This window comes from Latilactobacillus curvatus JCM 1096 = DSM 20019 (assembly GCF_004101845.1).
Lineage (GTDB): Bacteria > Bacillota > Bacilli > Lactobacillales > Lactobacillaceae > Latilactobacillus > Latilactobacillus curvatus.
On sequence record NZ_CP026116.1, the window covers coordinates 1,015,216 to 1,036,388 of the forward strand.

The 21,173-nt window shown below is 41.4% G+C and carries 19 protein-coding genes and 1 pseudogene; 5 read left to right on the forward strand and 15 right to left on the reverse strand.

Features of this window, described 5'->3' with window-relative positions:
- Nucleotides 1–7: 7 nt before the first annotated feature.
- Genes LCU_RS05330 through yjbM form a run of 3 tightly spaced genes read right to left on the reverse strand, consistent with a single transcriptional unit; the run spans nucleotide 8 to nucleotide 2,404 of the window.
- The gene (locus LCU_RS05330; RefSeq protein ID WP_039098979.1) at nucleotides 8–937 is read right to left on the reverse strand and encodes an RluA family pseudouridine synthase; all 930 of its coding nucleotides are present in this window, start codon (nucleotides 935–937) and stop codon (nucleotides 8–10) included.
- Nucleotides 927–1,733 carry an NAD kinase gene (locus LCU_RS05335; RefSeq protein ID WP_056965921.1) on the reverse strand — a complete coding sequence of 269 codons (807 nt, stop codon included), beginning with the start codon at nucleotides 1,731–1,733 and terminating at the stop codon, nucleotides 927–929. The genes LCU_RS05330 and LCU_RS05335 overlap by 11 nt, the downstream gene beginning before the upstream one ends.
- Nucleotides 1,730–2,404 (reverse strand): GTP diphosphokinase, encoded by a 675-nt coding sequence (yjbM, locus tag LCU_RS05340; protein ID WP_004265740.1) that lies wholly within the window; start codon nucleotides 2,402–2,404, stop codon nucleotides 1,730–1,732. The genes LCU_RS05335 and yjbM overlap by 4 nt, the downstream gene beginning before the upstream one ends.
- A gap of 153 nt (nucleotides 2,405–2,557) precedes the next feature.
- On the opposite strand from yjbM, the gene LCU_RS05345 reads away from it, so the two are divergent.
- Together LCU_RS05345 and LCU_RS05350 are read left to right on the forward strand one after the other, a co-directional pair.
- The gene (locus LCU_RS05345) at nucleotides 2,558–3,139 is read left to right on the forward strand and encodes a CYTH domain-containing protein (protein ID WP_004265767.1); all 582 of its coding nucleotides are present in this window, start codon (nucleotides 2,558–2,560) and stop codon (nucleotides 3,137–3,139) included.
- 113 nt (nucleotides 3,140–3,252) lie between these two features.
- A complete protein-coding gene (locus LCU_RS05350) occupies nucleotides 3,253–3,888 on the forward strand; it encodes a DsbA family protein (RefSeq protein ID WP_223315742.1) in 636 nt (211 codons plus the stop codon).
- A gap of 2 nt (nucleotides 3,889–3,890) precedes the next feature.
- Here LCU_RS05350 and LCU_RS05355 read toward each other — a convergent pair whose 3' ends face one another.
- The 7 genes from LCU_RS05355 to LCU_RS05385 form a co-directional block, all read right to left on the reverse strand.
- Entirely contained in the window at nucleotides 3,891–4,886 is a 996-nt protein-coding gene (locus tag LCU_RS05355) for a competence protein CoiA (RefSeq protein ID WP_056965925.1), read from the reverse strand.
- Nucleotides 4,887–4,957: 71 nt separating this feature from the next.
- Nucleotides 4,958–5,647 (reverse strand): adaptor protein MecA, encoded by a 690-nt coding sequence (locus LCU_RS05360; protein WP_004265698.1) that lies wholly within the window; start codon nucleotides 5,645–5,647, stop codon nucleotides 4,958–4,960.
- A gap of 160 nt (nucleotides 5,648–5,807) precedes the next feature.
- Complete coding sequence (gene spxA, locus LCU_RS05365; RefSeq protein ID WP_039098959.1) at nucleotides 5,808–6,206, reverse strand: transcriptional regulator SpxA; 399 nt, start codon at nucleotides 6,204–6,206, stop codon at nucleotides 5,808–5,810.
- Between the two features lie 282 nt (nucleotides 6,207–6,488).
- On the reverse strand, nucleotides 6,489–7,268 hold the full coding sequence (locus tag LCU_RS05370; protein WP_056965927.1) for an MBL fold metallo-hydrolase: 780 nt from the start codon (nucleotides 7,266–7,268) through the stop codon (nucleotides 6,489–6,491).
- Nucleotides 7,269–7,382: 114 nt separating this feature from the next.
- Nucleotides 7,383–8,168 (reverse strand): DUF975 family protein, encoded by a 786-nt coding sequence (locus LCU_RS05375; protein ID WP_054644405.1) that lies wholly within the window; start codon nucleotides 8,166–8,168, stop codon nucleotides 7,383–7,385.
- A 17-nt stretch (nucleotides 8,169–8,185) separates the two neighbouring features.
- Nucleotides 8,186–10,288: an ABC transporter permease gene (locus LCU_RS05380; RefSeq protein WP_056965929.1), complete on the reverse strand. Its 2,103-nt coding sequence runs from the start codon at nucleotides 10,286–10,288 to the stop codon at nucleotides 8,186–8,188.
- Nucleotides 10,266–11,042 carry an ABC transporter ATP-binding protein gene (locus LCU_RS05385; RefSeq protein ID WP_004265660.1) on the reverse strand — a complete coding sequence of 259 codons (777 nt, stop codon included), beginning with the start codon at nucleotides 11,040–11,042 and terminating at the stop codon, nucleotides 10,266–10,268. The genes LCU_RS05380 and LCU_RS05385 overlap by 23 nt, the downstream gene beginning before the upstream one ends.
- A gap of 142 nt (nucleotides 11,043–11,184) precedes the next feature.
- On the opposite strand from LCU_RS05385, the gene LCU_RS05390 reads away from it, so the two are divergent.
- The 3 genes from LCU_RS05390 to LCU_RS05400 are packed head-to-tail and all read left to right on the forward strand — an operon-like array spanning nucleotide 11,185 to nucleotide 14,171.
- On the forward strand, nucleotides 11,185–11,859 hold the full coding sequence (locus LCU_RS05390) for a response regulator transcription factor (protein ID WP_004265750.1): 675 nt from the start codon (nucleotides 11,185–11,187) through the stop codon (nucleotides 11,857–11,859).
- A 9-nt stretch (nucleotides 11,860–11,868) separates the two neighbouring features.
- Nucleotides 11,869–12,939 (forward strand): sensor histidine kinase, encoded by a 1,071-nt coding sequence (locus LCU_RS05395; RefSeq protein ID WP_076787067.1) that lies wholly within the window; start codon nucleotides 11,869–11,871, stop codon nucleotides 12,937–12,939.
- Between the two features lie 14 nt (nucleotides 12,940–12,953).
- Entirely contained in the window at nucleotides 12,954–14,171 is a 1,218-nt protein-coding gene (locus LCU_RS05400) for a hypothetical protein (RefSeq protein WP_056965933.1), read from the forward strand.
- Nucleotides 14,172–14,222: 51 nt separating this feature from the next.
- On the opposite strand, the pseudogene LCU_RS05405 reads toward LCU_RS05400, so the two are convergent.
- The 5 genes and pseudogenes from LCU_RS05405 to LCU_RS05425 form a co-directional block, all read right to left on the reverse strand.
- Nucleotides 14,223–15,225 (reverse strand): annotated as a pseudogene (locus LCU_RS05405) (PTS sugar transporter subunit IIC).
- Between the two features lie 267 nt (nucleotides 15,226–15,492).
- Nucleotides 15,493–16,074: an anaerobic ribonucleoside-triphosphate reductase activating protein gene (nrdG, locus tag LCU_RS05410; RefSeq protein ID WP_004265762.1), complete on the reverse strand. Its 582-nt coding sequence runs from the start codon at nucleotides 16,072–16,074 to the stop codon at nucleotides 15,493–15,495.
- 33 nt (nucleotides 16,075–16,107) lie between these two features.
- Entirely contained in the window at nucleotides 16,108–18,315 is a 2,208-nt protein-coding gene (nrdD, locus tag LCU_RS05415; RefSeq protein WP_056965935.1) for an anaerobic ribonucleoside-triphosphate reductase, read from the reverse strand.
- 195 nt (nucleotides 18,316–18,510) lie between these two features.
- The gene (locus tag LCU_RS05420) at nucleotides 18,511–20,679 is read right to left on the reverse strand and encodes a heavy metal translocating P-type ATPase (protein WP_371857632.1); all 2,169 of its coding nucleotides are present in this window, start codon (nucleotides 20,677–20,679) and stop codon (nucleotides 18,511–18,513) included.
- The gene (locus tag LCU_RS05425) at nucleotides 20,676–21,122 is read right to left on the reverse strand and encodes a CopY/TcrY family copper transport repressor (RefSeq protein ID WP_056965937.1); all 447 of its coding nucleotides are present in this window, start codon (nucleotides 21,120–21,122) and stop codon (nucleotides 20,676–20,678) included. The genes LCU_RS05420 and LCU_RS05425 overlap by 4 nt, the downstream gene beginning before the upstream one ends.
- Nucleotides 21,123–21,173 lie beyond the last annotated feature (51 nt).

Below are 21,173 nucleotides of genomic sequence, written 5' to 3' on the forward strand. Positions count from 1 at the left end.
AGCTTAATCAAATTTTATTCAATTCGCCCGCAGGAAAAGCCAAATGACGTTGATCCATCACTGCTTGAAAATCGGCTGGTAGTTCGCTTTGAACCGTGACATACCGTTCTTCAAATGGATGATAGAACGTTAACTCGCGACAGTGCAATGCTTGACGCGGTAATAAATCATCGGCCACACCGTATAAATTATCACCAATTAAGGGATGCCCCAGTGATGCAAAATGAACCCGAATCTGATGTGTCCGACCTGTTAGTAACTTCAACTTAACTAACGTGGCATCGGTGCCATGGGCTTCTTGCCAATATTCCGTTAATGAGCGTTTGCCACCAACCCCAACGACCCGCCGCATGTAAAAATCATCCGACCGTTTGATTGGCCGATCAATCCACGCATGTTGCGGATAATCTAACCGCATATCACCACTGGCAATCGCAACATATGTTTTTTGCAATTCTTTAGATTGGAGTTGCTTATCCAACAAACTATGCGCGAAGCCGTGCTTGGTGAACATCATCAAACCACTTGTATCGCGATCGAGGCGCGTTACTACGTGCACTGCCTGGCTCTCAGCATTTTGGTCAATCAAGTATTGTTTGACGAAATTGGCCATTGTGTTGTGCGGATGGTTCGGTGCCGGTAACGACGCCACAAACGCCGGTTTATCGACCACTAAAAAATGGTCGTCTTCAAAAACCACTTTCAAGTCCCCTTTAACTGGGATGACGTGTTCGACGGCCACTTCCGGTGCGAGGTAAACAGTCACCACATCGTTTTGAACCAGTTGGGCATTGGTATGTGCCTCCTGGCCGTTGACGAGGATTGTGCCACCTGCAAATTTAATTTTAGTTAACTGACTGCGAGAAAGCTTATGCCGCCGTAAAAAATTCCGCAACACACAGCCTTCTGCATCTTGATATTGCCATTCAAATTTCATGTTTTGACCCAATAAATGCATCTTCGACACGGTTCCAGAAATGGGTGTGTCGATAACGTGCAAACTGTATTCTTTCCTTTGCAATTTTAAATTGCATCGAGGCAATTGGTCGATCCTTAAATGTGAATTGATCAATTGTCACAACGTAATCACTTGTCTTAGAAGGCTTCAGGAGCAACCATTCATCCGATGGTAACACGATTGGTGCCGATAGTGTTCGATATACGCGATTATTAATCGACGCAATTTCGGTCATCTGCATCGCGTCTAAGCGTGGATGTAAAACCGCGCCACCAATCGACTTACTATAAGCTGTCGACCCAGTTGGTGTGGAAATACAGAGCCCATCGCCCCTAAAACTTTCAAAAAAATTCTCTTTAATGTAAACGTCCGTCCGCAAAGTCGCTGCATACCGACGTAACGTCACTTCATTGAGCGCCAAACTGCGACTGATTTCGTGCGTATCCGCATATTCGATTTTAACTTCTAATAACGGATAGCTAATACTCTGCCCGAGATCTTCTTGCAAGGCGACGACTAGATCATCGACTTCAAAATCGCGCCAGTCAGTGTAAAACCCTAAATGTCCCGTGTGCACGCCAATAAACCGGATGTGCGCTAAATCGTGGGCGTACCGATGAAAGGCAGATAAAAGCGTCCCATCTCCACCAACTGAAATGACCACATCGGGCGTTTGATCATCAATGACAAACCCCGTATTGATCAATTTTTGCGTTAAGCGATTGGCAACTTGAACGGAAGAACTACCGTCATTGCTAAATACCGTTACTTTCAATCTGGCGTCTCTCCTTCAGAATCATTTTCAGTTGCCTTTTCAAGTGCGTTTTGCCATTTTCCATATGAGAAGAGTTGTTGTGCTTCTTGAATTTCTTCACGAATTTCAGACATTTCTTTATCTAACATAAAGGATGCTTCGGCCGCTCTTTTAAGCCGCGCCTTCAGCGTTTCAGGAAATTCCCCTTGATATTTATAATTTAATGAATGTTCAATGGTTGCCCAAAAGTTCATCGACATTGTTCGAATCTGAATCTCGGCCAAAATCAATTTTTCACCACTGATTAGTTGGACTGGATATTCAATTACAATATGATATGACCGGTAACCACTTGGTTTAACATTTGAAACGTAATCCCGTTCTTCAACAATTTTCATATCAGTCCGTTGGTGCAAAAGGCCCACAATTTCATGGATATCTTCCACAAACTGACACATAATCCGCAAACCAGCGATATCTTGCATATCTTGTTCGAGTAAATCTTCTGTAATGTAGCGGCGTTGCATCTTTTCTTTGATACTATCGATTGGTTTAACGCGCCCAGTTACAAATTCGATGGGTGCATGTTCATTATTTTGTTGGTATTGCTTGCGCATCCCACGTAATTTAATTTTTAATTCGCTAACGGCCTGTTCATAAGGCATTAAAAACTTCTTCCAATTTTCGACCATTATAAACCCCTCATTCACTCTGTCACATACAGCACTATTTTAACATAGATTAGAATTGAATAAATAATAATCGTCTGAAATACAAATTTCATTACAAGTCTGCTTTTTTGTGCTAGGATAATAACATTGCTTTTTTAAAAAGGAGCTCAACCGATGTCACAAACGATTGAACGCGAATTTAAGACGATGCTAACGGCGGCGCAATTTTCGCAACTAAAAGCGGACTATCCATTTGCAGCGCCGTTTGTGCAAACTAATTATTACTTCGAACTGCCTAACCAGGGATTGGCTAAACGTCACTGGGGGTTGCGTATTCGACTCTTTGACACCTATGCCGAACAGACGCTAAAGGTGCCAACCGTAGAAAATGCTCATAGTCTGATTGAAATCACTGATCGCCTAACACTTGAGCAGGCTACTCACTTAATTGAGCACCAAACCGTATTATCGTCTGGTCAGATCGCTGTCTATTTTGCAGCACAAGCCGTGATTATCAAAGAATTGTTCATCTGGGGACAGGCAACAACGCACCGCCAGACCGCGTCTTTAGTTGCTGGCCTGTTAACGCTTGATGTTACCCAATACCCTGACGAAACCCAGGATTATGAAGTCGAAATTGAAGTCACCAACGTCCAAGAAGGGGCAACTTGGTTTAAATCATTTGTCACCCGCTATCAATTAAGTGAACAAATACCACCCAATAAAATTATGCGCGCCCTTATCCATCAAGCTTAAACTCTGTCAAGCTAACTTATTGCATAATTTTAAAATTTTGTTAGAGTAGACAGTACAAGCGCGTCGAGCAGTATATACAATATAGAAAGTTTGGAGGAACCAACTTGTTAGAAGTGTTTTTATTTATCAACCCAATCGGGCAACTTTGTTTACGTTCCGAAGAGGCACTTTTAAAGATTATCGGCGAAACCGATGCAAATATTCATTTTAAGTTTATTCCAGTCTTAAACTTAAAAAACGTCGAGCATTACATGCAGTTTCAGCAACAAAATAGTCATGATTTAAACTTACGTAATCACGTTTTCAGCACCATTTATGAAGCAGTACTCGCTTATAAGGCAGCAACGTTCCAGGGGGGCAAGAAGAGCCAATCATTTTTAATGCAACTGCAACAAGCATTCCGTGAACCAGATATGGAACTTAACAACGAATTAGTCCTTACAATTGCTAAACGCGTAGGACTTGATACCGAAATGTTACTTGAAGATTGGCACAGTCCACTTACTAAACAGGCATTTGATTCAGATCAACAATTATCTTGTGAGATGAACATTCAGATGACCCCTTCAGCAGTAGTCTTCAACTATTCAAAAGGTGAAAGCGAATCAGGCTTATTGATTGAAAATTGCGATTCCTATGAACTCTTGAAACAAGCCTGTTGTGCTGAAACAACACCTGAACAGACTTTCCAAGCACTTCAAAAACAAAAAAGCACCCTCTCACGGGTTGCTTTGCATGTTATTTCTTAATCTTAGAACCGGTGGTCAACCGACCCCCGGTTCTTTTTTAATGCTTGTTTCAAAGCTATTTGCCCCCATTGTGCAAATAAGGATTGCTTTAGTAGTGGTTGTTGGAGTAAGGGCGTTACCGCTAAAAAAAGATCAATTGGTTGGGCACTCAACCACCACGTTACCCGACTTTCAAACTGACTGAGCTGATAAATGGGTGGTACATTACGTGTGCAGTAACACCAGTCCGGAACGGCTTGCAAGCGTTCATGGTGGGCATAACAATCCGCCTGTAACGCAACATAATGTGCGTCTTGCAGCCCTAATCGACGGTCAATAATTTGTTGCTGCATAGGCTGTGACTTGCCCTTATAATGATTGGCTGGCAGTCTTGTTTGTGCTACAAGCAAGCGCACAAACGCCTTAGTTGTCAATCGCAGGGTTTGCCAAGCATAACCAGCAAAATCACGGGCGACAATATGGTGATATAACACCCATTTCCCCCACTTTGGCAAATAACTTACCACATAAAAGCCCCACTGCCGCCGATAGTTGATAAACCCCAACTGTTGCTGGCTTAAATAATGGTTAGTAAAACAATACCGTTCACCAACCACCCATAATACAGGTAATCGGCGCTGCTGATAGCCGATTGTTCGTTGGTTTAACTTATCTGGCGTCAATGGGCTGCATTGGTATTCAATAATTAATGGTTGCTGATTCCGCGTTAACCATACATCAGCGCGCTGTGTCTCGCCGACAGGTACTTCAAAGGTAGCATGCCAGCCCAACACATGTGCTAATTCAGCAATCGCCTGTTTTCCCGCCAGATGGGCTGGACTCTCACCACCACCAGATACACGTTCTGCGATATGTGCGAAATATGGTGCTTTATGCACCCCACGATGCAACTGAACCAGTTGTTGACAATGTGGACAGAAATACCGCGCTACTTGCTGTTGTTTGGCTGCTTGATCGGCGCGAATTAAGCACCCGTTAGTGGTCTGTGCAACTTTCATTATTTATCACCCCCACCGAAAATACGCAAAAAAATAACGGGTTCTCCTAAATTTAGGAAAACCCGTTATTTTTAATGTTTGAAGTAGTAGCGTGTTAACTCAAGCGCACTATTATCCATGACTTTTTCACCGAATTCACTTAAAAAAGCTGCTGTGTATTCTGACTTCTGCCCGTATTCATTAGCGACCGCTAAATCATCCCGTGCAAACGCTTCGGTCGTATTCTCCATAAAAATAATAATCTGTGCATAGTACTGATGTTTGTAAAGAAATAGGTTCGACACACCACTTTCGATGTGTAGCTGTTGTGCCAAAGCAATCCAATCGTCAAATGACTTAAACGATAACACAATCTGTTTCATTGGATTGTCCGCTTGATTCATATAAGCGGTCATTTCATCCTCTTCCTCAGTCGCATCATCTTGGACCGTATCTCGTTTCAACAGTTGTTCTTTAATGTATTCAGTAATACCGTCTTTGCCTTGCACCATTTCTGATTGACCTTTACCACCGTCAAAGTTTGGCATATTCTTACTAATCAGTAATTCTAACCCTTGATCGTTAGGCAACACTTGGAACGTTACTGCATCGTTGTTCGCAAATGTGTGTTCACTGTCCACTTCTTCCAGAATTGAATAGAAGAACCGCTCAATCTTTTTATGATTGCTCAACAAATCAAGTCCAGTAATCCCGCGTTCTTCTAAATCATCATTTTCTAATAGAACCCGAATTGTGTTCTCGTCGATTTTTTCCATTCTCATGGGACAACGCCCCTTTCTAACGCGCTTCTTATAGCGTCGTAATTCACTTTCTTTGACCTACCATACCAGTATCTGGCGTAACATTCAAGTATCTACATCGCAGCAATTAATTTTTTAACCCATCAAAAAAGTCGAGGCTGTTAACAGCCCCGACTCTCCTCTAGAATCCTGCTAGTAATTGTGCTTGTTGTAATTCCAATGCCCGTACTTCACGTGGTAAGAAACGACGAATTTCATCTTCGTTATAACCAACCTGAAGTCGTTTTTCATCCAAAATAATTGGACGACGTAATAGCCCTGGGTTCTTTTGAACTAAATCTAATAATTCGTTGATTGATAAGTCATCAATTTTAATGTTTAATTCTTGGAAAACCTTAGAACGCGTTGAGATAATTTCTTCCGTGCCATCTTCGGTCATGCGTAAGATTGTTTTAATTTCATTTTTATTGAGAGGCTCCGAAAAGATATTGCGTTCTTGGTATGGAATATTGTGTTCTTCTAACCACGCCCGGGCTTTACGACAAGATGTACAACTTGGTGATGTATATAACGTAACCATATGTCTCTCTCCTTTATTAACATGACACCTTACTTAACAATAAGACAATCATTTTCTCTCTTACAAATTTTATTATACGCGAGTCAGCACTAGAAAACTACCCTAAAATTAAATTTATTAATTATTTTTTAATAATTAATAAATAGACATTTGGACATAAAACGTCTAATTAAAACGGTTTATTGTTAAATTTTCCCACTCACCATTAATTTTTATGTTTTTACATTTATATTTATCATTCAAAAAAATTATAGTAGTTTCTACTTTCTAATGAAAATTCACTTATTTTTTGTAAGTTCCATCAACGCCGCCTATATTACACGCTCCGACATCAATTGTCAAATCCTGTTGGGCAACTATCACGGGTACGTCCCCAACAGTCGCTTGTGCTTGTGCCTGTAGCGTTTCTGCCGAAACCCCTTGTGGTAAATGCGTTAATAGAATTTTAGCTGCGCCACTTTCTTGTGCCAAGTTACCGGATTGCGTTGTTGTCATATGCGCCATTTTACCAGTGCGATCTTCAAGAAAATTCGTATCAGTCATCAGTAAATCTGCAGACTGACAAAAAGCAGCTAATTCTGGGAAATACGCCGTATCTGCAGTAAAGACCAAGACCTGCCCCGTCGTTTGTTCTTCAATTCGAACAGCGAATGCTGGGACAGGATGCACTGTCCGTTTGAAAGTTACTTTCAACGGCCCCAGGGTCAGCTCTGTGTCTTCTTGATAACCAAAGCCCTGCGTCACACCCGGTTGTGTCAAACTGCCAAAGTGGAGTGGATCTTGCAGATGCCCGTAAATAGGTAAAATGGGTTCCTTTTTGGTTCCTTGATGCAGTTGCCAATAATATTGTAAAACCCCCACATCAGCAATGTGATCGTGATGATAGTGCGTGAGAAGGACCACATCTAGTTGCAATGGGTCAAATTGTTTCTCAAGCGCTAATAAAGCGCCACTCCCACAATCTAGCAATAAATGATACGCCCCACTTGTTAATAAATAACTACTAGTCCCAACACCGGCGTATGGATATCCACCGTAATAACCTAAGACTGTTAATTGCATTTTTAAATGACCACCTTTCTAATTTCTATAGTAGCGCATTCCGGGTATCGCGCGCACTATATTTACTAACTAAATAAAAAAAGACCGCCACCCAAATGGATGACGGCCCTAATGCTATTGAATGACTTGGACTTTCTTAGCTTTAACTTCTTGATAGAAAATCGTAACGCTCATAATTAAGTATGGATAGAACCACAAGAGACCTAGTCCAGCAGTCATATAGACGACCAGTTCCCATCCAATAAATGATAAAGTAAGCCCGAGTAATTTCAGCCAGTTCCCTTTTAAAATCACCCATGAAAGGCTAAAGATTAATTTGAGTGGTGCTTGTGGTAAATCAAACTTCAACAGTACTAAAATCTGATAATACGTTAAAATCACGGGTTGCAACAGTGACAAAACCAACATCACCGTCACAAACAATAAGACAGTTTCAGAAATTGTCCCCTGCTGGCTAATGTTTAGCAAATAAGGCGCAACGGAATCTAATCCATTAAAAGTGAATTGAAATACACGATCCCAACCGAGTAACCGATAAAACGGCGCCAACCCAATTAATAGTAAGATCCAGTTTAACACTTGTTGAACAAGATTCAATACCACAAGATGGGTATACAACGGTTGCCGGAATAACAATAAGGTATCCCGGTAATAGCTGGGCTTATTCTGGCTAACTTTATAAACACCTAAGAAAACAGCATTTAAAAAGATAAAGTATAAGAAATAATTGGCAAAGGTGTTGAGCATTTGATAACCAAATGAACTGGCGCCAAACACGCCTTCAATCATTGAGTCGACTACTATCTCAACTAACAACCAAAGCGCGACTAAAGCGGCCATTTTCTGCCAGTTTCCTTTTAATAATTGACGCGCTTTTGCGCGGTACATAGCTAATTGCAAAAACTTTCCCTCCGAGTTTAGTAGAACACATCACTATTGAGCGGTGCATTCACAATTCGATTGTAGATATTGGCCGTAATTAGATAGAAAACAAAGTAAATGATGATAAACAGGCCGCAAACGATATAGGCTAATTGTAACCCAGGATTATCTAAAAACAAACCCAATAACCGAATTGCAAAGAAGGCGTGCATCGATCCCAAAATAATTGGCAGTAAAAAGAGCATCAAAATTTGGAAATAAATCGTGCGCTTAATCTCACCGTCACTCATCCCAATTTTTTTCAATGTTTTATACTGCAAAATCTCTTCTTGTGCTTCTGACAATTGTTTCAACATGATGATACTACCAGTGGCTAACATGAAGATTAACCCAATAAAAATGGCGACATACATATAAAATCCGAAGTTTGCGTTAGCAATATCTCGGTTAGGTTTTTTTAAAAGCACAGAATAGCGGCTTAACTCTTCTAGCCGTTGATCAGTGGTTTTAATTTCATAATGGGTTTGCCCGGCTTTTTTGTGCGTCATTAAATAATCCCATTGTTTGGGCTTTTGAGATAGACGGAATAAATCGCGCATTAATCGTTTTTGCTTTTGTTGGGCAGCGGAGAGCTGAACTGCATAGATTTGATCAACTGAAGTTGCTTGGACTTGTTGATATTCAGCATCATTGGCCACAATCACGTTTAAGTTACCATCAAAGAAGACATCAGAACCGTTTGGAAATAGCTTACGAATGTGTACAATCCGAAAATCTGAAAGCCCAGACTGTTTTAATTGCAACGGGATTCCAGCTCTTTTCGGTGGCAAACCTGCACCTGCTCTGCGAGGCATCTTCAGCATTGTTAATGGCAAGTTAATGATGGTCACCACAGTATTTTTCTTCAATTTAGTTGCTGGTAACTTAAATTGTTGCGCCATTACTTGGTTGTATTGGGATAATGGCATGACAACAGCTGCTCCATCCATTTTGATGCCTTCCCGATTTAACGGTGAATTGACCTTAAATCGAGCATCCACCAATTTAAACGAAGACATTGTTTGACTAACCGGCTGAACATGATATTGCGTTAAAATTTTGTCGACCGCTGCTTTTTGACTTTGTGTATAAACCAAATCCACCGGAATGTTCTGCCGTAATGTATCTTGACCGTGCGTATAAATCATCGCCGCACTTCCGATTGCGGTAATAGTGACTGCACTTAAAATCGTAATCATCCACAACATCTTTGCATTCTTTTTAAAACGAAAACTCAAATTCGTAACGTTTAACAAATGTGTCCCACGATAATAAAGCCGTTTCCAGTGCCGTTCTAACTGTAGCCAAATTTGCGTATAGGCCTGAAAAAAAGCCAGTGTGCCAAAAATTTCAAGTAATAAAATGGTTAGTAAATAAACCAAATCAATCCCAAAACCATAGCGCCGCTCTAAGCTCGGCATCAAAACCAGTGTTTGGTCTGCCAAATAATAGCCGCTGATAATCAATACAGGTGCAATAATCCCCCATAAATAAGTCAGCCAGTTCGGTCGGCGCACTTTCCGACTGACTGCAGATGGTTGCAGCAATGTCACTAATTGATACCGATAAATCATCGTACTGTTTAAAAAACCAGTTAATAGGAACAACCCGCCAAAGGTGAATGTCGTTTGTTCAATGGCCCGCCATGATATTAAAAACGGCATGGCAACCGCAATCCCCATCATGCGTAATAATAACATCGCGAATAATTTCGAAAAAAGAATCCCGAATAACAACCCGATAATCAGGGCAATCACACCGATAATCAAACTTTCAAAGAAGAAGAGTAAGCTAATCTGAAATTTAGTCACCCCGATGACACTTAAAACACCAATCTCCCGCCGACGCCTTTTAATGAAAAATAAATTAGCATATGCCAAGAAAAAAGCGGCAAACAGCAAAATAATTAAACTTGCTACTTGGATCATCCGGCCAAAAGCTAAAGATTCACCAGCCATCTTGAGGTGCCTAAAGATTGGCGCAGTTTGAATCGACGTAAAGCAGAAATAAACCACAATCGCGGCAACACAGGCAATCACATAAGCCGCATAGTCGCGCGCATGATTAATCGCATTTCTAACGGTTAGGTGTAACAGCATTGAAACGGCCTCCTCCACCTATGGTTGCTTGCATATCAATAATTTGATTGAAGAATTGTTGCCGATCACCATTGCGAACGATTTCCGAGAATAATTGACCATCTTTAATGAAAAGAATTCGCCGACAGTAACTAGCTGTAAAGGCATCATGCGTGACCAATAAAATTGTCGTCTTTTCCTGACGATTAATCACGGTTAAATATTGTAAAAGCTCCGTAGCTGATTTTGAATCTAAACTTCCAGTTGGTTCGTCGGCCAATAACAAAGTGGGATTGGTAATCATTGCGCGCCCACATGCCACTCGTTGGCGCTGTCCAATTGAAACTTCATCCGGATAACGATCCAACAAACTACTAATGCCCAAGACTCGGCTAACTTTATCCAACCGTTTTTCAATCACTGGCACACTTAACTTATCAAGCGCTAATGGCAGTAACATGTTTTCGCGAACCGTCAGTGAATCTAGTAAGTTAAAATCTTGAAAAATAAAGCCCAAATCTTGCCGCCTAAAATTAGCAAGCTTAGCTTCCCGCATCCGACTCACAACTTGATCTTTAATTAACACTTGACCATGCGTCGGCCGATCAATGGTCGCAATCATATTTAATAAGGTCGTTTTCCCAGCGCCTGAAGGGCCCATAATACCGACAAACTCCCACGGTTCAATATCAAATGAAATATTATTAAGCGCATTGACCAGACTAAACCGATGCCCGTAGACTTTCGAAACTTGTTGGACTGATACGACTGCCATTTTTTCACATCCCTTAACTAATTGGTATTCATTTTAGCAGAGTTGACCGCAAAAGCCCATTTTATAACTACGACCTTAGTTGGTTGTCTTTTCTAGTGAAAGTGGTTAATATTAGTCTATCTATGTATGAGGAGAATTCATTATGTTTGAAATTATGATTGTTGAAGACGATCCAACGATTGCCAACTTAATCGCTGAGAACTTAAATAAGTGGCAATTACACGCAAATATTACGACCGATTTCGATACCATTTTCGACCAATTTTTAACCAATAAACCCCATCTGATTTTACTCGATATCAACCTGCCCGTTTATGACGGGTTCTACTGGTGTCGCAAAATTCGTGAAGTATCTAAAGTCCCCATAATTTTCATTTCTAGTCGCAGTACCAACATGGACATGGTGATGTCGATGAACATGGGCGGCGATGACTTCGTCAATAAACCTTTTTCGATGGAAGTTTTAATTGCCAAAATTAACGCCCTCTTACGACGGACTTACAACTACGTCGACCAAAATGCCGATATCATCGAACATAACGGCCTAATGATTAACCTCCAAAGCGGCGGAGCTCAGGTGGGTGAGACTACCATTGATCTTTCCAAAAACGAATATAAGCTCCTCCAATTTCTGATGCGTCAACACGGCCAGATTGTCAGTCGCGAAAAGTTATTGCGTGCCCTCTGGGACGATGAACGGTTTGTCGACGACAACACACTAACCGTTAACATCAATCGGCTTCGCAAAAAAATTGAAAGTGCTGGTTTAGAAGACTACATTCAGACGAAAATTGGCCAAGGCTATATCATCCCCTAAGGAGTTATTATGACGTTTAAAAAATTCTTACGTGATCATTTATTTCATATCGCTTTTTTCTTCAGCGGTATGATTGTTCTGGATATCGTCCTATGGCTCGACCCTAGTATGCGCTTTGCTAAGGCGACACTTTTATACCTCGATTTATTGCTGGCGCTTTTTTTCTGCGCCTTTTTGGTTGGCTTATACGTCTACCATCTCAAGTGGTACCGCACAATCCAAACACGCTTAGATGCTAAAGAAGATAGCCTCAACTGGCCACTTACAGGCGCTACCTCGGCTGAAAAACAATTCATTCAACACTACGTGAATCAACTGCTAGCCTACCATCAACAAAGCATCGACCGACTAATCTCAGCGCAACAAGATCAAAAGAATTTCATTGATGGCTGGGTGCACGAAAGCAAGGTCCCCCTGGCAGCTACTCAATTGCTCATTGAATCCATCGAAGACCAGATTCCAGAAGACAAATTCAATCAATTAACCGATGAACTGATTCAAATTGAACACTACGTTGAACAAGTGCTCTACTACTCGCGTCTCGATAGTTTTTCTAAGGATTACTTGGTGCAGGAATACGATTTAAAACCTTTAGTCAACCAAATCATCCGCCAAAATCGCAATTATTTTATTCAAAAACACATCCAATTTAAACTGCTTGGTGCCGATCAAACCGTCTTAACCGACGCTAAATGGCTGGCTTTTATTTTGAATCAAATCATTTCCAATGCGTTAAAGTATACCCCCGACGGCGCACAAATTACGGTACAGATTGAACGTGACGAACAAGGCGTTTGGTTAAGTGTCATCGATACAGGGATTGGGATTCCGGCTGAAGACCTACCCCGGATTTTTGATAAAGGGTTCACCGGTCAAAATGGGCGCTATTCTAACCAACGTTCAACCGGTTTAGGGCTCTACCTTGCACGTGTCTTAAGTGAAAAGCTCGGTCACGAACTCACCGTTAGCTCCCAACAAGGCAGTGGTTCCACTTTTAAATTACTCTTTCCTTTTTTAAGTTACTACAACACGGATGACGATGACGGCTTATTCGGCAAAACCCATCCTGCAGACAAATAAAGCGGAGCTTCAAAATGCGTAAAACACTTTTAATCACTACACTTTTAACAATAACACTCCTAGCAGGTTGCCAAGCTAAAAAACCGGTTTCATCAACCACATCCCGCGCGCAGCCAACTACGACGACCTACGCCAACCGGACAACAACTAAAAAAGCCCTCGCGGCCGATTCACAGACTTGGTTGTTTAACAAACAACTCCTTTCTAAGCAAACTAAAAACGGTCTTTCTGATGACATCACCGTTTCAAATATTGCTCAAATGACCACTCCTAAAAGTTGGCTGACCTCTAAAGGCACCTTCACAAGTCAGCCGATTAATTATCAACAAATTTCGTTTAAAAAATGGCAACAAGATAGCCGCAGTCATCTGATGAAGAGCTATCAAAAGACACTCCATCTGATGACTGTGGCACAAGTCAACGCTGCATTACACAAATTGGGGGCTGACTTTAAGATTAAACACCTCTCAGATCTCGTCTTTCTTGAGACTAAGACTGGGAAAAATACAATTGACCAAGGATTCGTTGCCAAAGGAAATCATCTATACGCAATTACAGCTCATTACAGAGATCTACAAGAACCCACCAATTTTGACCGCCGACAGTTATTCGTCAGTCAAAAAGCAACCGCCAAAACAACCGCCAGTCCTGTTGCCCTCGACCAACTCAATGGCACTTGGATTGCGGCCGCAACAACGACGAGTGCTAATGACACCGGAAAACTGATGGTCAAAGATGGCTTCATGTACCAAAAATGTTATGATAGTATTGAACGCTCTGCCATTCAAGATCTTGCCAAATACACTTTAGTAACGCTCAATCAAAACACAATCTATGCTGCTCAAAAAAGGGATGCAGCACAAGCTGGTTATCAATTAACCCCTAAGTCGATTGCTAGTGGTGATAGTATCGGTTATCTCTACCTCTTCATGAATGATCATGAACTGCTACGCATCGGTGCTGGTCAAGTAACAAGCTATCAAAAGACGGATTCACTAGTAGCTGCTGCCGATTTATCACAGACTGATCAAACCATTTTTGAGCAACTTGATCAACAAAAGCCTGGTGAATCAGCTTCAACCATTACGGTCAAAGCAAGTCCCGCTGTTGTCGGGATGAGTGATAGTGTCAACTATCTAACCGATGCAACCGCTGACCAGATTTCGAACAATATCGTCATTGGTAGCGTTCAAAACGGGCACGTCACCATTGCAAGTGAGTCAACTCATTAATTATAGGCACAAAAAAAAGGTCCGACATTCATGTCGGACCTTTTTTTGTGCTTAAGCCGCTTGATCGCGGGCTGCTTCTTCTTTTAAAGCCATGTCTGTGGCGATCTTGATGAATGGTAGGTAAATGAGCACTGAAACAAGTAAGTTCACTGCTGCTAATACCCCACCTTGCCAACTAACCGTTGCGATGACCCTACCGATAATTGGTGGTGTTACCCAAGGTGGTATAACCGTTGCAGCGGGCACTAACCCGGTGCTAGTTGCAAAGTATGCAATTGTAACGATCACCATTGGTGTGGCAATATATGGGATGAATAAAATTGGGTTCAATACGATTGCAAGCCAAATGTTAATGGTTCGTTAATATTGAAGACCCCAGGAGCGGCACTCAAATTCCCAACGATTGAATATTGTTTATTCTTTCGACCCACTAACCAGATTGCAATGATTAAGCCTAAAGTAGCACCAGTCCCACCTAAGTTAACAGATGAATCAAAGAATGGTTTGTTAACAATATATGGTGCTGCTTTACCAGCTTTAATCGCATTTAAGTTAGCTGTAATTGCAGGTGGTACCCCATCAGGCATCTTAATGACTAAGTGTTTATTACCCAATAAACGTCTGAGAATTTCTATTGAAATCATCGCAACGATTAAAGCAACGAACAAGCCCATTGAGTCCATCCCTGCAAGACCGCCAGCAGCAAAGAATGACCCTAATGCTGTTACGCCGGCTGCTAGTGGATTGATATTATATGACTTACCTAAATTGTAAGCAACTAGGAAGACGATAAACACAGAAAGAATCGCAAATATCCCGCTCCAAGCATTGCCCCCGAATTTAGTCCAGATATAAGCCTTTTCAGCGCCCTTACCAACTGTCTTTGAGAACACACTATCCATGAAATTGGTATATGCCGGAATTGGTAAATTATTAATCAAGGTTGCAAAAGCCCCCAAGATCATCAATGGCATCGTTGTTACGAAGGCGTCACGAATGGTAAATGTCGTTGATTCCCAACTTTTGCCACAACTGGTAAAAAGCGTTTCTCCATGAAACTGATAAATGAATCCATTAACCTCACTCCTTTTCCTGAATCATAATTAAAAAATAATTGCTATTACAAGTATTATGTTACAGAAAGCGTTGTCAAACGATAACCCCGTTCATTACCTATGAATGTCCAGTTTTTCACAAAAACTAAAAAAAGCGCCAACCCATTCTAATCATGGATTGACGCTCTTTTTTATCCGTGTTAGGTATATACCAATGACGGAAAATGAAAATTAAATTTTTAATAACTTTATTTTACATATTACTTTCAATGAACAAGCTTTGCCCATATAACGGGCTTTTTAGCGGCTAATGATTTTTTGACATCGATAATCCGTTGATTGGCACTCCCTCTGAACTGCAATGTCAGATCCATTTGGTCCTTCATGAAGCGCCCATCAACTAAGATATCAATCTTAGACAGCAACTCGAGTTTATCATCTGATTCTTGCATCAGTTCTTCCCACGTATATCCCGTCCATGACCAGACGTCCTTTGTCTGCCCATAAGTGGCGCGAATTCGGTCTACTAGCGATAAACAAGTCTTGGTATTCAAGAACGGTTCGCCACCTAATAACGTCAGTCCTTGGACATAAGATTGCCCTAAATCAGCAATAATTTGGTCTTCTAATTCAGTTGTATAAGGGCGGCCATAGCGAAAATTCTGCGCCACTCGATTGTAACAACCGGGGCAAGCAAACATGCAACCACTCACATATAGGCTACAGCGCACCCCTTCGCCATCAACAAAGTTAAACGGTTTATAATCTGCAATATAATCCTGGCTTAGTGTTTCAGAAAGCCATTCTTTGGGCGCCGGATTCTTCGGGCCTTGTTGTTTTACTGCCATCTTCAAAAACTCCTTCAAATCCCGTATTCACAATTACTGCCGTGCAACGTTGTTATTATCGTTGCCAATGGTAATATGCATGTGCTTAACTCGACTGGCGATTTCCTTATGCCGACCATGCACCATTGGACGTTGTTGTGGATTACCTAGATAACCACAAGTCCGCTTAACGACGTCACATGTAGCAGCATCCGTGTTCCCACATTGTGGGCATTGGAACCCGCGTTCTGTCGGCTTAAAGTCCCCTTTAAACCCACATTTGAAGCATTGATCAATTGGCGTATTCGTGCCTAAGTAGCCGACACGATCGTAAGCATAATCCCAGACAGCTTCTAAAGCCTTTGGATTTTGACGCAGATTTGGGTATTCACAGTAATGAATGAACCCACCAGAACAGTATTTTGGATAATCTTTTTCAAAATCTAATTTTTCAAATGGGGTTGGTGCCTTACGCACATCGTAGTGGAAACTATTTGTGTAGTATTCTTTGTCTGTAATATTTTCGACAATGCCAAATTTTTGCGTATCTTTTTGACAGAACGTATTTGTTAAACTTTCTGCTGGTGTGCTGTAAACAGAGAAGTGATAGCCGTATTCCTTTTCCCAATCAACGCAGTGATTATAGAGGTCTTTAACGACGTCTACCGTAAAGGCTTTTGCCTTGGCATCCTTTTCCCAGTCTGGCCCAAAGAAGGCTGTACCGACTTCATAAAGGCCAATATAGCCCAATGAAACAGTTGCGCGTGAATTTTTAAAGACTTCATCAACACTATCGGTTTTCTTCAAACGCTTGCCAAAGGCACCATATTCATAAAGAATCGGCGCATTTTCTGGCTTCGCTTCTTTAGCGCGTTCCACTTTAAAGACCAGGGCTTCCTTGCAGACTTGCAACCGTTGTTCTAGAATTTCCCAGAACTTAGCTTGGTTGCCATCAGCTTCAAGTGCAATCCGTGGTAAATTGATTGTCACCACGCCGAGATTCATCCGGCCACTATTCACTTCTTCACCATGTTCGTTTTTCCAGCCTTGTAAGAAGCTTCGACAACCCATTGGTGCTTTGAAAGAACCCGTTAATTCCACCAACTTGTCATACATTAAAACATCGGGATACATCCGTTTTGTGGCACATTCAACAGCTAATTGTTTGATGTCATAATTTGGATCAGTTGGATTTAAGTTTAAGCCGCGTTTTACTGCAAAAACTAATTTAGGGAAGATGGCAGTCCGTTTTTCTTTACCTAATCCTTCAATTCGAATTGAAAGAATTGCTTTTTGAATCGCACGTTCAATCCAGTTACTGCCTAATCCAAAACCAAGCGTTGTAAATGGTGTTTGGCCTTGGGATGAATATAAAGTATTGATTTCATATTCCAACGCTTGCATGGCGTCATAAATATCTTTTTCAGTCTTGGTTTGCGCATAATCCTTTTGTTTTGCTTCGCCATCAATCCAATTCTTGGCATCTGCTAAATGTTTGGCATAATTCTTTTCGGCAAATGGTGCCAATAATTCATCCACCCGATCAGCGGAACAACCACCATATTGACTAGAAGCAATGTTAGCAATAATTTGTGACATTTGTGCCGTAGCAGTTTGAATCGAATGTGGCGCTTCAACTTCGGCATTCCCAATCTTAAAGCCATGATTCAACATTTCTTTAAAATCGATTAAACAACAATTGGTCATTGGACTATATGGTTGGTAATCCAAATCGTGCCAATGAATCTCGCCTTTTAAATGGGCGTTCGCCACTTTATCAGGCAACATCTTAAGCCCCATCGCTTTAGCAACTGTCCCTGCCGTTAGGTCCCGCTGTGTATTAAAAACATGACTATCTTTATTCGCATTTTCATTGACCACAGTTTGGTCTTTTTTCAATAATTTTTGAATGGTAAAGTTGATATCAGTTGCCTTATTCCGGGCAAAGTCCCGTTGCGTCCGGTAGTTAATGTATTCTTGGGCAATATCATATTGGTGATGTTCTAAAAGTTTATGTTCCACAATATTTTGCAGTTCATAGATTTTAACATCTTTATCAAATCGGCTGCCGACTTCACTCACAACATCTAGTGCGACTGTGTTTAACACTTGATAGTCTAATGGCTCTAATTCCGTCTTCACATTTTTAGCGGCTTTAATAATTGCTTGTTCGATTTTATCCGCAGAAAAAGGCATGATTCGCCCATCTCTTTTAATCACTTTAATTTGCAAGTCTGCTTCTGAAGCAATTTTCATATCCATCTTAGCACCAGTCTCCTTTTGAATCAGTAACCCCATCATAGCGGATTAAAAATTCGGATTCAACCTATATATAGTAGATAAACCAACAAAAAGACGCACTACAACTATATGTTGTGTGCGTCTAATTGTGTGCGATATTTTCTTTCGCCCGTCCTTATCGAAATCTACTTCATACTGCTTAAAAAAAGATTGACATCATGCATCTCGTTTTAATTTCAAAGTCATTGCATTAATAGCCACAACAATTGTTGAGAGTGACATTAAGATTGCACCAACTGCTGGACTTAATACTAACCCAATTCCGGCAAATAGCCCCCCAGCTAATGGAATCGCTAAAATATTATAACCAGCGCCCCACCAGAGATTTTGCGTCATTTTGCGGTTAGTTGCGTGCGATAAATTCAAGAAATGCATAATATCGTTTGGATTACTCTTCACGAGGATCACATCTGCTGAATCGATTGCAACATCCGTCCCAGCACCAATTGCGATTCCGATATCAGCCCGCGTTAAACCTGGTGCATCATTAACACCATCCCCAACCATCAGGACGACTTCGCCTTTAGCTTGGTAATCTTTGACGATTGCTTCTTTATCTTCTGGTTTCAAGTTCGCTTGAACCGTCATACCGCCCAATTGTGCAGCCACTTTTTCGGCAACTTGTTGATTATCACCGGTTAACATGACCGGTTGGATATGCCGTTTCTTTAATGCTTGGATGAAAGCTGGCGCTTCTGGTTTAATCTGATCACCTTGTGCGACTAGTCCTAAAACCGTTTGATCTTGTAATAGATAACTGATGGAATTCCCTTTTTCTGCTAAAGTTTGGAAAAGAGCTTGATCAAATTTAATATGCTGGGCTTGTAAATAAGTTGCCGTCACTATTTGATAACTTTGCCCTGCAACCGTTCCAGACAAACCGACGCCTTGAATCGTTTGAACATTGTCTGCCTGTAAATCAGGAATAGTTTGTGCTTGGTTATACTCTAGAATCCCAGTGGCCAATGGATGACTTGAATGGCGTTCTAACGCACCAAAGAGTTGCATGAGTCGTTGTTCATCAAGTGCTGTATCGAAAACTTCGACAGCATTCACTTTGAATGCGCCTTGTGTCAAAGTCCCCGTCTTATCCATCAAAACAACAGTAACCTTATCTGACAATTCGATTGCTTCACGGTTACGAATGAGCAAGCCGTTTGTAGCCGCAATCGCTGTACTTCTGGCAACCACCAATGGAATGGCCAATCCAAGTGCATGCGGACAAGCAATAATAAAGACGGTTACCATCCGTTCAAAAGCCGTATTCAGATTGGCCAAGAACACCCAACTAATGAAGGCGATAATCCCAGCAACCAATGCAGCATAGAAAAGATACTTCGCAACTTTATCTGCTAACCCTTCAACTTTTGATTTTTCTTGTTGTGCTTGTTTAATTAATTTCATGACTTGCGCTAAGTAACCACTTTCGCCAGTCCCGGTCACTTGCACGGTTAACGTCCCATTTCCGTTGACTGTCCCACCGATTACTTGATCGCCTTCAGCCTTCGCAACAGCCTTTGATTCACCTGTCACTAAGGATTCATTGACTTGGCTTTGACCGGCGATAATTAACCCATCCGCGGGTACTTTTTCACCAGCTGCGACTAATACAGTTTGTCCTTTTTTCAAGTCCTTTAAATCAACCGCGTGTTGATGCCCTGCTTGATCAATTACTTGTGCTTGGCCGGGTAACAAAGCAGCCATTTTTTCTAAAGCACTCCCTGCACTCATTACCGCATTCATTTCAATCCAGTGTCCCAACAACATAATAACGATTAACGTTGCAAGCTCCCAGAAAAAGTCCATCACGTGGCCTTGTGGGTTCAAGAAATGGTTCGCAACAAAGGCGTATAAACTATATAGATAAGAAACACTGATCCCCATTGCAATTAAGGTCATCATCGCTGGGCTCTTAGCAGATAATTCTCCTTGAGCGCCCTTTAAAAACGGTGCCCCACCGTAAAAGAAGAGAAATGTTGCTAAAATCAATACTAGCCAATCTGAACCTGGGAAAGTCGTTTGAAAAGGTAACTGCATGCCCATAAATGGTGAGAGAATTAGAATTGGTACCGTTGCAATTAATGAAATCCAGAATTTTTGTTTTAGATTTCCCATGTGCATCATATGACCACCATGCATCATCATATCGCCGTCGCCCATGTCATGGTGCATCCCATGCATATCGTGATTCATATGCCCCATATCATGATCCATCATCTCATGGTCATGATGCATGTCGTGCATGCTGTGATCCATTTGGTGCTCGTGATGCATCTCTTTCATATCGTGTCCTTCATGTTCATGGTGCATTTCATCGTGTTTCATTTTACTTCCTCCTCTATGCAATCACAATTGGCTGGTAAACAATCACATTCAATCATTGTTGGTGCACTAGGTAATTTAGCCGCTAACACCGTTTGTAACGTCTGAATATCATTTTGACTGAGCGTTGTTTGCTCGATTAAAGTGGCTAATGTGCAGCCTTTTTTCATCCCACATAATTGGTTAAACAGCGACTGCGTGGCATGGTTCATCGCTTCATCTTCTGCGATATTGGCCGTATATATAAATCGGCGTCCTTCTTTAGTGGCAATTAGATAGTCTTTTTTTACCAACCGACCTAGCAAAGTCTTAACAGTCGACGCTTGCCAATCACGCTTTTGCTGAACGAGTTCAATTAAATGACTGCTGTTGACTTGCCCAAGTGACCAAACCATCCGCATAATTTCCCATTCCGCATCCGTAACAACCCCTATTTTTTCAGTCATTCGCGGTTTTCTCCCTTTCGTTTACATTTGTAATCATTAGTTACAGTTTAC